The sequence below is a fragment of the Streptomyces sp. NPDC111802 genome (assembly GCF_055634335.1).
Map to the genome: position 1 here is coordinate 1 of NZ_JBVKCZ010000001.1, position 13,612 is coordinate 13,612.

Below are 13,612 nucleotides of genomic sequence, written 5' to 3' on the forward strand. Positions count from 1 at the left end.
GGTTACATTCCGAACCCGGAAGCTAAGCCTTACAGCGCCGATGGTACTGCAGGGGGGACCCTGTGGGAGAGTAGGACACCGCCGAACTCCTTTTATCGGGTTGGACCCGGAACTTTGGTTCCGGGTCCAACCCTTTTTTGTTGGGCGTCACCTGAAGTTCACGTAATGCAACCAACATCACCCACATGGGTACTGCTGCAATGCTCAGGGCCGCCGGCGTCGGAGTCGGTGATGAGGTTGTCGTACCGGCCTTCGGGAACGTCGAAGTCGCCGAGGCCGTGATCCTGGCTGGGGCGCTGCCGGTGTTCGCCGACATAGATCCGGTGACCTACTGCCTGGACGCGGTCGCCGTCGAGGCGGTCGTCACCTCGCGTACGGCGGCTGTGGTGGCCGTACACCGATTCGGTCGGTCGGCCGATATCGTTCGGTTGCACGAAATCGGGCAGCGGCACGGGCTGTTGGTGCTGGAGCAGGGTGAGTCCGAGGCTCCGTACGACGAGATCGCTCAGCGTAGGGAGCGGGCCTCGTATCTGGATGCGAAGTTGAAAGGCGTGCTCACGCCTGACGGCGGTGACGGGCACACCTATCAGCAGTACGTCGTGCGGGTGCCGGGGAACGGGCGGCCGGATCGTGACGCGTTCGCTCGGGCCGTGCGGGCCAGGGGAGTTGAGTGCCGGGTGCCGGTGAAGACCCCGGTGCATCGGCTCCCTGAGTTCCGGCGGTGTGTGTCGCTGCCGGAGACCGAGCGGGCCGCTGATGAAACGTTGGCTCTGCCCGTCGATGCCTCGCTGACCAAGCGGGACATGCAGCGGATCGTGGCCGCCTGCAACGCGCTCGGAGGACTGCTCCAGCCCGCCTTCTGATGGGTTTGGGAGCACGGTGCGTTCGGGGTATGATCTATCCCGTTGCCGCGAGGGGAACTTCGCAAAAGGCAGCAGGCCCCTATAGCTCAGTCGGTAGAGCGTCTCCATGGTAAGGAGAAGGTCAACGGTTCGATTCCGTTTGGGGGCTCCACCAGAAAGGCCCCGCCCATTAGGGCGGGGCCTTTCTCATGTCCTCAGTCCTTGTGGATGCCCGGTACGCGCATAGCCAGGATGGCCATGTCGTCGGACGGGGCGTCGGAGGCGAAGCGTTCGACCGCGCGCATGATGCGGGCCGCGACCGCGCCCGCGGTGAGGCCCGTGCAGGTGGTGAGGACGTCGGTGAGGCCGTCGTCGCCGAGCATGCGGCTGCCTTCGCGGCGTTCGGTGACGCCGTCCGTGACGCACAGCAGGACATCGCCCGGGTCGAGGGTGACTGTCTGCTCGTAGAGCTCCAGGTCCTCCATGACGCCGAGCAGCGGCTGGGGCTCCGCGGCCGGTTCGACGGTGCCGTCCTGGCGCAGGCGAAGCGGCAGCGGATGGCCGGCGCAGACCACCTTCAGCTCGGCGCTGCCGTCCTCCTGCGGCCTCAACTCGCCGTAGAGCAGCGTCAGGAAGCGGCTGCGGGCGCCCTCGTCGAGGATCGCGGAGTTCAGGCGCTCCAGCACCGCCGGGCCGCTGAGGCCCTCGCGGGCAAGGAGGCGCAGGGCGTGCCGGGCGAGGCCGGTGACCGCCGCCGCGTTCGGGCCCGTACCGCAGACGTCGCCGATGGCGAAGCCGTAGGCGCCGTCGCTGATCGGGAAGAGGTCGTAGAAGTCGCCGCCGACCTCGTTGCCCTCGCCGGCCGCGCGGTAGATGACCTCGACCTCGACGCCGCCGATCTCCGGGAGCTCGGGCGGCAGGAGGCTGCGCTGGAGGGACTGGCTGATGGCTGTGCGCTCGGAGTAGAGGCGGGCGTTGTCCAGGGCCAGGGCGGCTCTGCGGGAGAGGTCCTCCGCCAGCTCCAGGATTTCCTGGCGGAAGTGTTCGTCCGTCGGCTTGCCCAGGGTCAGCATGCCGATGACTCGGTTGCGGGCCACCAGTGGCAGTACGACCGTCTCGCCGCCCACCGCGGACGCCGTGGCGAGGGTGGGGCCGATGCCCGCGCTGATGCGGCCGACCGGCTCGCCCAGGCCCAGGCTGCGCATGGAGGTGCGCAGCGCCGCCTGGTGGGCCGACTGGGCGGGGGCCGACCAGACGCGGGCGCCGGGGGTGGGGACGGGGTCCGGTGGCGCGATCTTCGACAGCAAGGACTTAATGCCGTCGATGAGTTCCTCGTCCTCATGCAGGACGTACGACAGGTAGGGCTCCGAGGCCTGGTCGGCGATCGTGTAGACCGCGCACCAGGTCGCCAGGGTCGGGACCGTCATCTGGGCCATCAGGGCCAGGGTCTGGTCGCGGTCCAGGGTGCCGGCGAGGAGGTCGGAGGCCTCGACGAGGAAGCTGAGGGAGCCGCGTCGCAGGCGTTCGAGTTCGCCGAGGCGGGCCGACTCCACCGCCAGCGCGATGCGGTCGGCGGCGAACTGGAGGCGCAGCGCCTCCTCGTTGGAGTATCTGCCGGGGCCCTCGGCGGCGACGCCCAGGGAGCCGGTGAGGCGGCCCTCGACCTTCAGTGGGACCGTGACGACCGAGCGCATGCCGGTGCCCCTCAGCAGAGGCACGGCGCCGGGGACCATGGTGAGGTCCTCGTGGACGGCCGGCATACGGGCCGAGCCGTAGCGGCCGGGGCCCGCCTCGACGGGTACGCGCGCGAAGCGCTGGCGCGCGGAGGGCAGGCCTGTGGAGGCGCGGACCTCCAGTTCCGTCTCGTCGTCGGTCGCGAGGAGAAGGAAGGCGGAGTCGCCGTCGAGCATGTCGCGGGCGCGCTCCACCGTGCGCTGGAGGAGGCCGTCGAGGTCGTCCGGGGCTGGGGAGCCGATGAACACCTCGAAGGGGTCGGTGCTCTGCGACTCGCCGGCGGTGTCGGTGGCGGGGACGCGCAACGGGGTCTGGAGGACGGCGCGTTCGTGGTCGCGGACCAGGAGGCAGACCGTGGAGGGCTCGCCGTCCGTGTCGCGGACGCGGAGGTGGGAGGCGTACACCGGGGTGACGCGGCCGTTGGCGCCCCTGAGGCCGTAGCTGCCTTCCCAGCGCGAGAGTTGGAGCGCCTCCGCGATGCCGGTGCTGGTGCCCGGGGTGTGCGGCCAGGCCGCGAGGTCGGTCAGGGGCTTGCCGATGACCTGCTCGGCCGCGTAGCCGAAGAGTTCCTCCGCGTCCTCGTTCCACGACGAGATGGCGCCCGTACGGTCGATCTGGACGACGGCGACGCGGACGCGGGCGTCGGCGAGCGGGAGGAGGTCCGAGGGCAGGGCCGGGCCGGCCGCGCGGGTGCCCACCGGTCGCTCGGGAAGGTCGAGTTGGAACCAGACCTGCTTGTGCGTGGGCGTGTACTCGACACCCCAGCGGCCGGCCAGGGCCGCGCACAGCTGGAGGCCGCGGCCCCCCTCGCGGTCGGGGCTGCCCATGTTGACGGGGGAGCCCTGGAGGGGGATCTCGCGCTCCGGATACCGGTCGGCCACCTCGATCCGTACGCCCTCTTCACTGCGCAGGCACAGAACGTCCGCGGAAGTGCCCGCGTGCACGACGGCGTTGGTCACCAGTTCACTGGTGAGGACGACGGCGTCGTCGACGATGTCTGCGAAGCCCCAACCCTGGAGGGTGTCGCGGACGAAGGAGCGGGCGCTAGCGACCGATCGCCCGACGGGATCGAAGCTGGCTGCCGCACGCGCGGTGATCACAGAACTCCTCGTCCGGTTGTCTCCATGCAGGGCTCCGTGGCCGGCCGGCTCGCGCCGCTGGTACGGCATCTGCGCGCCCGTCGGCCGCTCCGGGGATTGTCCCCCCGGGATCAGTCCGGTGGTCATGTCCGGCTGCCCCTCCGATGCCCGCTCGTACTCCTCCTGTCACCGCCCAGGCCGGACGGGACCGGCGCGGCTGGACAGCCGCATGCAAGGTTACTTACCTTCGCCGTCCATGCGGATGCCGGTCGGCAGTGTTTCCGCCCGGAGGGTGTGCGGACGATGTGCGAAGCTGCCGAACTGTTATGGCCGGGTTCAGCAGGGGTGAAACACTGGGCAAGCTTCTTGTGAAGGTCCGGGCAGGCTGGGTGTCATTCGCGTACCGCGGGCAGCAGCACGTGGTGTGGCCTGGTATATCCGGCAGGACTACCCAGCAGTAATGGGTACGCCGAACAGTAGAACCCGAACACGGCATAACGGTCGACCCCTGCGGGAGGGACACAGTGGAGTCTGGCGCAGCGACGCGGGGCACTAAGACGCGCGCGAAAGGCGGACAGTCCCTGAGGAACGAGCGCAAGGCGCGTGGCGGGACCACCGCGGTGGACACAGCTGCCCTGAACCGGCTGCTGGCGGCCCTGGTGTCGATGCGCGACGGGAACTTCCGGAAGCGGCTCACGGTGTCCGGGGACGGCGTGATGGCGGAGATCGCCGCCGTCTTCAACGAGGTGGCCGACCGCAATCTCCACCTCACGGGTGAGCTGGCGCGGGTGCGGCGCATGGTCGGGCGCGAGGGCAAGCTCACGGAACGGCTGGAGACGGGCGCCTGTGAGGGCTCCTGGGCGGCCGCCGTCGACAACTCCAACGCCCTGGTCGACGATCTCGTACGGCCCGTTTCCGAGGTCAGCCGGGTGCTGTCCGCGGTGGCCGAAGGTGATCTGTCGCCGCGCATGGAGCTGCGGTCGCAGGCTCAGGAGGGGAACGGGCATCCGCTGCGGGGCGAGTTCCTGAAGGTCGGCCGTACGGTCAACAATCTCGTCGACCAGCTGTCGACGTTCACCGACGAGGTCACGCGCGTGGCCAGCGAGGTGGGCACCGAGGGCAAGCTCGGCGGCCAGGCGCGCGTGCGAGGGATGTCGGGTTCGTGGAAGGACCTCACGGACTCCGTCAACACGATGGCGTACCGGCTGACCGCGCAGGTGAGGGACATCGCGCTGGTGACGACGGCGGTCGCCAAGGGTGATCTGTCGCGGAAGGTCACGGTTCACGTGGCCGGCGAGATGCTGGAGCTGAAGAACACCGTCAACACGATGGTGGACCAGCTGTCGTCCTTCTCCTCCGAGGTGACGCGAGTCGCCCGCGAGGTGGGTACCGAGGGCGAGCTCGGCGGGCAGGCGCAGGTGCCGGGTGTGGCCGGTGTGTGGAAGGACCTCACCGATTCGGTGAATCTTATGGCCGGCAACCTGACGGCGCAGGTGCGAGGGATCTCGCAGGTGACGACGGCGGTCGCCAACGGTGACCTGTCGCAGAAGGTGACCGTCTCGGCACGTGGCGAGGTCGCTCAGCTCGCGGACACGATCAACCAGATGACCGAGACGCTGCGGATCTTCGCGGACGAGGTCACGCGCGTGGCCAACGAGGTCGGCGCCGAGGGACAGCTGGGCGGCCAGGCGAACGTGCCGGGTGCCGCCGGCACCTGGAAGGACCTGACGGACTCCGTCAACACCGTCTTCCGCAACCTCACCATTCAGGTGCGGGACATCGCCGCCGTGACGACCGCCGTGGCCAACGGTGATCTGTCGCAGAAGGTCACGGTCGACGTGGCCGGCGAGATGCTGGAGCTGAAGAACACCGTCAACGGCATGGTCGACCAGCTGTCGTCTTTCGGTGCCGAGGTCACGCGTGTCGCGCGGGAGGTCGGTGTCGAGGGTGAGCTGGGCGGCCAGGCGCAGGTGCCGGGCGCTGCGGGGACCTGGAAGGACCTGACGGACTCCGTCAACACGGCGTTCCGGAATCTCACCGGACAGGTGAGGAACATCGCCCAGGTCACCACGGCCGTGGCCAACGGCGACCTCTCGCAGAAGGTCACCGTGGACGTCTCCGGCGAGATGCTCCAGCTGAAGAACACCGTGAACACGATGGTGGACCAGCTGTCGTCCTTCGCCGACCAGGTCACGCGGATGGCCCGGGACGTGGGTACCGAGGGCCGGCTGGGCGGTCAGGCGGTCGTACCGGGGGTCGCCGGTACGTGGAAGGAGCTCACCGACTCCGTCAACGGCATGGCCGGCAACCTCACCGCCCAGGTGCGCAACATCGCCCAGGTGACCACCGCGGTGGCCCGTGGCGACCTGTCCCAGAAGATCGACGTCGACGCTCGCGGCGAGATCCTGGAGCTGAAGAACACCATCAACACGATGGTCGACCAGCTCTCCGGCTTCGCCGACCAGGTGACCCGGGTGGCCCGTGAGGTGGGTACCGAGGGCCGGCTGGGCGGGCAGGCGCAGGTGCCGGGTGTGGCCGGTGTGTGGCGGGATCTGACCGACTCCGTGAACGGCATGGCCGGCAACCTCACCGCCCAGGTGCGCAACATCGCGCAGGTCGCCACCGCCGTCGCGCGCGGTGACCTGTCCCAGAAGATCACCGTGGACGCGCGCGGCGAGATCCTGGAGCTCAAGAACACGCTGAACACGATGGTGGACCAGCTGTCGTCGTTCGCGGAGGAGGTCACCAGGGTCGCCCGTGAGGTGGGCACGGAGGGCCAGCTCGGCGGTCAGGCCGAGGTACAGGGCGTCTCCGGCACCTGGAAGGACCTCACCCAGTCCGTGAACTTCATGGCGAACAACCTGACCATCCAGGTGCGCAACATCGCCGAGGTCACGACCGCGGTCGCCAAGGGAGACCTGTCCAAGAAGATCACCGTCGACGCGAAGGGCGAGATCCTCGAACTCGTCACCACCGTCAACACGATGGTCGACCAGCTCTCGTCCTTCGCCGAGCAGGTGACCCGGGTGGCCCGCGAGGTGGGCACCGAAGGCATCCTGGGCGGCCAGGCGCATGTGCCCGGTGTCGTCGGCATCTGGAAGGACCTCAGCGACAACGTCAACCTGATGGCCAAGAACCTGACCATGCAGGTGCGGAACATCTCCCAGGTCGCGGCGGCCGTCGCCAACGGCGACCTGACGCGGACGGTGACGATCGAGGCCCGCGGTGAGGTCGCGCAGCTCGCCGACACCTTCAACACCATGGTGAAGACGCTGAGTTCGTTCGCCGACCAGGTCACCAAGGTGGCCCGAGAGGTGGGCACGGACGGCATCCTCGGCGGTCAGGCGCACGTACCGGGTGTGGCCGGTACCTGGAAGGACCTCACCGAGTCCGTGAACCAGATGGCGTCCAACCTGACCGGTCAGGTGCGCAACATCGCCATGGTCACGACCGCCATCGCCAAGGGTGATCTGACCAAGAAGATCGACATCGACGCGCGCGGTGAGATCCTCGAACTCAAGACGACGATCAACACGATGGTCGACCAGCTGTCGTCGTTCGCGGAGGAGGTCACCCGAGTCGCCCGCGAGGTGGGCACCGAGGGGCAGCTCGGCGGCCAGGCACGCGTGCGTGACGTCGACGGAACCTGGCGCGACCTCACCGAGTCCGTGAACGAGATGGCCGGGAACCTCACCCGGCAGGTGCGCGCCATCGCGCGCGTGGCGACCGCGGTGACCCGTGGCGACCTGAACCTGAAGATCGACGTCGACGCGTCCGGCGAGATCCAGGAACTCCAGGACTACATCAACAAGATGATCGCCAACCTGCGCGACACAACGATCGCCAACAAGGAGCAGGACTGGCTCAAGGGCAACCTCGCCCGGATCTCGGCGCTGATGCAGGGCCGGCGCGACCTGGCGGACGTGGCCTCGCTGATCATGAGCGAGCTGACGCCGGTGGTGACCGCGCAGCACGGCGCGTTCTTCGTCGCCATGCCGCTCCTCGACGGCAAGGACCTGGCCGCCGAGAACGACGACCAGTACGAGCTGCGGATGCTGGGGTCGTACGGCTACTCGATGGGGTCCATGCCGACGTCCTTCCGGCCGGGTGAGGCGCTCATCGGGACGGCCGCCGAGGAGAAGCGCACGATCCTCGTGGAGAACGCGCCCAGCGGCTATCTGAAGATCTCCTCCGGGCTCGGCGAGGCGCCTCCGGCGCAAGTGATCGTCCTTCCGGTGCTGTTCGAGGGCAAGGTGCTCGGCGTCATCGAGCTGGCCTCCTTCACTCCCTTCACGCAGATCCAGAAGGATTTCCTCAACCAGATCGCCGAGATGATCGCGACCAGCGTCAACACCATCTCCGTGAACACCAAGACCGAGGTGCTGCTGAAGCAGTCGCAGGAGCTGACCGAGCAACTGCGTGAGCGCTCGGCCGAGTTGGAGAACCGGCAGAAGGCCCTCCAGGCGTCCAACGCCGAGCTGGAGGAGAAGGCCGAGCTGCTGGCCCAGCAGAACCGCGACATCGAGGTGAAGAACACCGAGATCGAGGAGGCGCGGCAGGTCCTGGAGGAGCGCGCCGAGCAGCTGGCCGTGTCCATGCGCTACAAGAGCGAGTTCCTCGCCAACATGTCGCACGAGCTGCGTACGCCGCTGAACTCGCTGCTGATCCTGGCCAAGCTGCTCGCCGACAACGCCGAGGGCAACCTCTCGCCGAAGCAGGTCGAGTTCGCCGAGACCATCCACGGCGCCGGCTCGGATCTGCTCCAGCTGATCAACGACATCCTGGACCTGTCGAAGGTCGAGGCGGGCAAGATGGACGTCTCGCCGACGCGCATCGCGCTCGTCCAGCTCGTGGACTACGTGGAGGCCACCTTCCGGCCACTGACCGCGGAGAAGGGCCTCGACCTGTCGGTACGGGTCTCTCCGGAGCTGCCGGCCACGCTGCACACCGACGAACAGCGCCTGTTGCAGGTGCTGCGGAACCTGCTGTCCAACGCGGTGAAGTTCACCGACTCCGGGTCGGTGGAGCTGGTCATCCGGCCCGCCGGGATGGACGTCCCGCCGACGATCCGGGAGCAGCTGCTGGAGGCCGGTTCGCTGACCGAGGCGGACGCGCCGCTGATCGCGTTCTCCGTGACCGACACCGGCATCGGGATCGCGGCCAGCAAGATGCGGGTGATCTTCGAGGCGTTCAAGCAGGCGGACGGCACGACCAGCCGCAAGTACGGCGGCACCGGACTGGGGCTGTCCATCTCGCGGGAGATCGCTCAGCTGCTCGGCGGCGAGATCTACGCCCAGAGCGAGCCCGGACGCGGATCGACGTTCACGTTGTATTTGCCGCTGCACCCCAGCGAACTGCCCCCGCACGGCTACCAGCAGCAGCTGCCGGCCCTCGACGCGGGCGACCTGGTGGCCTCGGCGGCCGATCTGGCGGAGCTGTCCGACGTGGAGATCGAGACGCCGGCCGAGGTGCGGTCGTACCGGGAGACGCAGAACGGCGCCGCGGCACTCTTCAGGCGCCGTCGCAGGGCCGCCAACGAGCTGGAACATCGTCCGGCACCGCAGGAGCAGTGGTCGGCGGCCGAGCAGAACGTGGCGCCGAAGTCGCGCCGGGGCATCCGGTTCGGCGGCGAGAAGGTGCTGATCGTCGACGACGACATCCGCAATGTGTTCGCGCTGACCAGTGTCCTGGAGCAGCACGGCCTGTCGGTGCTGTACGCCGAGAACGGCCGTGAGGGCATCGAGGTCCTGGAGCAGCACGACGACGTGGCGGTCGTCCTGATGGACATCATGATGCCGGAGATGGACGGGTACGCGACGACCACGGCGATCCGCAGGATGCCGCAGTTCGCCGGGCTCCCGATCATCGCGCTGACGGCCAAGGCGATGAAGGGCGACCGGGAGAAGGCGATCGAGTCGGGCGCGTCCGATTACGTGACGAAGCCGGTCGATCCCGATCATCTCCTGGCGGTGATGGACCAGTGGATGAGGGAGCAGTGACGACAGCCGAGAGTGTTCACACGGAGTTGCTGACTCAGTGTGCTCGAAGCCGTGTAGAAGTGCGGGATACGGGGAACCTTCTGGTCTCCTGCTGCGTTTCTGCTACGTGCACAGTGACATCACGGTGACAGGGTGTGGCGACAGGCGGGGTGCGGCTACCATGACCGGCACGAGGGCGGGCGGCGTTAGGGAGTCGTCCCCTGGGGCGGAGCCCGGTGCACAGCCGGGGCGAGGAGGGCGGGCCATGGTGCAGAAGGCCAAGATCCTCCTGGTCGATGACCGGCCGGAGAATCTGCTGGCGCTGGAGGCGATCCTCTCTGCGCTCGATCAGACCCTGGTGCGGGCATCGTCCGGGGAGGAAGCGCTCAAAGCACTGCTGACGGACGACTTCGCGGTCATTCTGCTGGACGTCCAGATGCCGGGAATGGACGGTTTCGAAACCGCGGCGCACATCAAGCGGCGAGAGCGGACCAGGGACATCCCGATCATCTTCCTCACCGCGATCAACCACGGCCCGCATCACACCTTCCGCGGCTACGCGGCGGGCGCGGTGGACTACATCTCCAAGCCGTTCGACCCGTGGGTGCTGCGAGCGAAGGTCTCGGTCTTCGTCGAGCTGTACATGAAGAACTGCCAGCTGCGTGAGCAGGCGGCGCTGCTGCGGCTCCAGTTGGAGGGCGGCGGCAAGCCCGCGGGCGCCGACTCCAAGGAGCCGGCGGGGCTGCTGGCCGAGCTGTCGGCGCGGCTCGCCGCGGTCGAGGAGCAGGCCGAGGCGCTGTCCAAGCAGCTGGACGACGAGTCCGCGGACGCGGCCGCGGTGGCCACCGCGGCCCATCTCGAACGCAAACTCACGGGGTTGCGACGGGCGCTGGACGCGCTGGAGCCGGGCACCGGGAGCACCTCGTCGGTCTCCTCGCAGAACTGACGTCGTGAAGGCGCCGGTTGGCGGGCCGGCGGCGCCGGATCGTCCTGCGCGTGGCCGGTCGGTGAACCGGCGTCAGTTCGCCGCCCTGGCAAGGGCGACACGAACGGGTGAAGCAGTGGGCACACGTGTCCACTGTCTTCTCCACCGGTAACCTCACCTCCATGGCCTCACGTTCCTCCGCAGCCAAGAAGCCGCCCGCGAAGAAGGCGGCCGCTTCCACGAAGGCTCCGGCGAAGAAGGCCGCTGCCAAGAAAGCCCCCGCGAAAAAGGCGCCGGCCAAAAGGGCCGCGGCGAAGAAAGCCGCGCCGCCGAAGCCCGCGCCCAACCCCACCGGGGGCGTCTACCGGCTCGTGCGCGCCGTCTGGCTCGGGCTCGCGCACGCCGTCGGCGCGGTGTTCCGCGGCATAGGGCAGGGTGCGAAGAACCTCGACCCGGCCCACCGCAAGGACGGCGTCGCGCTGTTGCTGCTGGGCCTGGCGCTGATCGTCGCCGCCGGCACCTGGTCGAATCTGCGCGGTCCCGTCGGCGACCTCGTCGAGATCATCGTGACCGGTGCCTTCGGCCGACTCGACCTGCTCGTGCCGATACTGCTCGCGGTCATCGCCGTACGGTTCATCCGGCACCCCGAGAAGCCCGAGGCCAACGGCCGGATCGTGATCGGCCTGTCCGCGCTCGTCATCGGGGTGCTCGGCCAGGTCCACATCGCCGTCGGCTCGCCCGCCCGCAGCGCCGGCATGCAGGCGATAAGGGACGCGGGCGGGCTCATCGGCTGGGGCGCGGCGACTCCGCTGACGTACGCCATGGGCGAGGTACTCGCCGTACCGCTGCTCGTGCTGCTCACGGTCTTCGGTCTGCTGGTGGTCACGGCCACGCCGGTCAACGCCATCCCGCAGCGGCTGCGGCAGCTGGGCGTGAAGCTCGGGATCCTGCCCGACCCCGAGGACGACGACGAGTACCCCGAGGACGAACAGCGCTACGACGACCAGTGGCGGGAGGCGCTGCCCGCGTCGCGCGGCCGCAAGCGGGGACCGGCGCGCGAGGCGTACGACCCCGACGGCGCCGAGCAGGAGGCCCTCTCGCGGCGTCGTGGCCGCCCGAGGCGCTCCGCGGTGCCGCAGCCCGAGATGGACCGTCCCATGGACGCTGTGGACGTCGCGGCGGCCGCCGCTGCCGCGCTCGACGGCGCCGTCCTGCACGGGATGCCGCCCTCGCCGATCGTCGCCGACCTCACCCAGGGCGTCAGCGTGGGCGACCGCGCCGAGACCACCCCGGTGCCGACGCCCGTCCCGGCCGCCCGGCCCAAGCAGGAGAAGCTCCCCAAGTCCGAGGTCCCGGACCTGACCAAGTCTGGGGTCCCCGACCTCACCAAGGCCGCGCCCGACGAGATGCGCGATCTGCCGCCGCGCGCCGAACAGCTCCAGCTGTCCGGTGACATCACCTACGCGCTGCCGTCGCTCGACCTCCTGGAGCGCGGCGGCCCCGGCAAGTCGCGCAGCGCCGCCAACGACGCCATCGTCGAGTCGCTCACCACCGTCTTCACCGAGTTCAAGGTCGACGCCCGCGTCACCGGCTTCACGCGTGGGCCGACGGTCACGCGCTACGAGGTCGAGCTCGGGCCCGCGGTGAAGGTCGAGCGGATCACCGCGCTGACCAAGAACATCGCGTACGCCGTCGCAAGCCCGGACGTGCGGATCATCAGCCCGATCCCCGGCAAGTCCGCGGTCGGCATCGAGATCCCGAACACCGACCGCGAGATGGTCAACCTCGGGGACGTGCTGCGCCTCGCGGCCGCCGCCGAGGACGACCACCCGATGCTGGTCGCGCTCGGCAAGGACGTCGAGGGTGGCTATGTGATGGCCAACATCGCGAAGATGCCGCATGTGCTGGTCGCCGGTGCGACCGGTTCGGGTAAGTCGTCGTGCATTAACTGCTTGATCACTTCGATCATGATGCGCGCCACCCCGGAGGACGTCCGCATGGTCCTCGTCGACCCCAAGCGCGTCGAGCTGACCGCCTACGAGGGCATCCCGCACCTGATCACGCCGATCATCACCAACCCGAAGCGGGCCGCCGAGGCGCTCCAGTGGGTCGTACGAGAGATGGATCTTCGGTACGACGACCTGGCGGCGTACGGCTACCGGCACATCGACGACTTCAACGAGGCCGTGCGGGGCGGCAAGGTGAAGGCGCCGGAGGGCAGCGAGCGCGAGCTCCAGCCGTACCCGTATCTGCTGGTGATCGTCGACGAGCTCGCCGACCTGATGATGGTCGCCCCGCGCGACGTCGAGGACGCGATCGTGCGCATCACGCAGCTCGCGCGCGCGGCCGGCATCCACCTGGTGCTCGCCACGCAGCGGCCGTCGGTCGACGTCGTCACCGGCCTCATCAAGGCGAACGTGCCCTCAAGGCTCGCGTTCGCCACGTCCTCGCTCGCCGACTCGCGCGTCATCCTCGACCAGCCCGGTGCCGAGAAGCTGATCGGCAAGGGCGACGGGCTGTTCCTGCCCATGGGGGCCAACAAGCCCACGCGTATGCAGGGCGCCTTCGTGACCGAGGAAGAGGTCGCCGTCGTCGTCCAGCACTGCAAGGACCAGATGGCGCCCGTCTTCCGGGACGACGTCACCGTGGGGACCAAGCAGAAGAAGGAGATCGACGAGGAGATCGGCGACGACCTGGACCTGCTGTGCCAGGCGGCCGAGCTCGTGGTGTCCACGCAGTTCGGGTCGACGTCCATGCTCCAGCGCAAGCTGCGCGTCGGGTTCGCCAAGGCGGGGCGTCTGATGGACCTCATGGAGTCGCGGGGCATCGTCGGGCCCAGCGAGGGCTCCAAGGCTCGTGACGTTCTTGTGAAAGCTGATGAGCTGGACGGCGTGCTCGCCGTGATCCGCGGGGAGGCTTAACAGGAGTCCGGAGGGGAATCCGGACGCTGTGGTCGCCTTGCGGGCCGCGTGCGGGACGAGCCGATGTCCGATCGTGACTCACCCGTAAGGGATCATTGAGCAACCGTTTCCCTTCGACGTACGTCAAGTTGAG

The 13,612-nt window shown here is 68.8% G+C and carries 5 protein-coding genes, 1 tRNA gene and 1 rRNA gene; 6 read left to right on the plus strand and 1 reads right to left on the minus strand.

What is annotated here, in order from left to right; genetic code table 11:
* The 3 genes from rrf to ACZ7NC_RS00015 form a co-directional block, all read left to right on the plus strand.
* A 5S ribosomal RNA gene (rrf, locus tag ACZ7NC_RS00005) occupies nt 1–87 on the plus strand; the annotation flags it as partial.
* Nucleotides 88–200: 113 nt separating this feature from the next.
* Nucleotides 201–863, plus strand: a complete 663-nt coding sequence (locus ACZ7NC_RS00010; RefSeq protein ID WP_471483963.1) for a DegT/DnrJ/EryC1/StrS family aminotransferase — start codon at nt 201–203, stop codon at nt 861–863.
* Nucleotides 864–938: 75 nt separating this feature from the next.
* A tRNA-Thr gene (locus ACZ7NC_RS00015) sits at nt 939–1,014 on the plus strand.
* A gap of 43 nt (nt 1,015–1,057) precedes the next feature.
* Here ACZ7NC_RS00015 and ACZ7NC_RS00020 read toward each other — a convergent pair.
* Entirely contained in the window at nt 1,058–3,802 is a 2,745-nt protein-coding gene (locus ACZ7NC_RS00020; RefSeq protein ID WP_471483451.1) for a SpoIIE family protein phosphatase, read from the minus strand.
* Between the two features lie 377 nt (nt 3,803–4,179).
* Between ACZ7NC_RS00020 and ACZ7NC_RS00025 the strand changes: the two genes are divergently transcribed.
* The 3 genes from ACZ7NC_RS00025 (at nt 4,180) to ACZ7NC_RS00035 (ending at nt 13,479) form a co-directional block, all read left to right on the plus strand.
* Nucleotides 4,180–9,654: a HAMP domain-containing protein gene (locus ACZ7NC_RS00025; RefSeq protein WP_471483452.1), complete on the plus strand. Its 5,475-nt coding sequence runs from the start codon at nt 4,180–4,182 to the stop codon at nt 9,652–9,654.
* Between the two features lie 244 nt (nt 9,655–9,898).
* Nucleotides 9,899–10,579: a response regulator gene (locus ACZ7NC_RS00030; protein ID WP_471483454.1), complete on the plus strand. Its 681-nt coding sequence runs from the start codon at nt 9,899–9,901 to the stop codon at nt 10,577–10,579.
* 161 nt (nt 10,580–10,740) lie between these two features.
* Nucleotides 10,741–13,479, plus strand: coding sequence for a DNA translocase FtsK (locus tag ACZ7NC_RS00035; RefSeq protein ID WP_471483456.1), 2,739 nt, complete (start codon nt 10,741–10,743; stop codon nt 13,477–13,479).
* Nucleotides 13,480–13,612 lie beyond the last annotated feature (133 nt).

Bases quoted from the DNA above. Each gene is read 5' to 3' on its own strand.
- ACZ7NC_RS00035 (WP_471483456.1), top strand. From the start codon at position 10,741: ATGGCCTCACGTTCCTCCGCAGCCAAGAAGCCGCCCGCGAAGAAGGCG.
- ACZ7NC_RS00030 (WP_471483454.1), top strand. From the start codon at position 9,899: ATGGTGCAGAAGGCCAAGATCCTCCTGGTCGATGACCGGCCGGAGAAT.
- ACZ7NC_RS00010 (WP_471483963.1), top strand. From the start codon at position 201: ATGCTCAGGGCCGCCGGCGTCGGAGTCGGTGATGAGGTTGTCGTACCG.
- ACZ7NC_RS00020 (WP_471483451.1), bottom strand. From the start codon at position 3,802: ATGACCACCGGACTGATCCCGGGGGGACAATCCCCGGAGCGGCCGACG.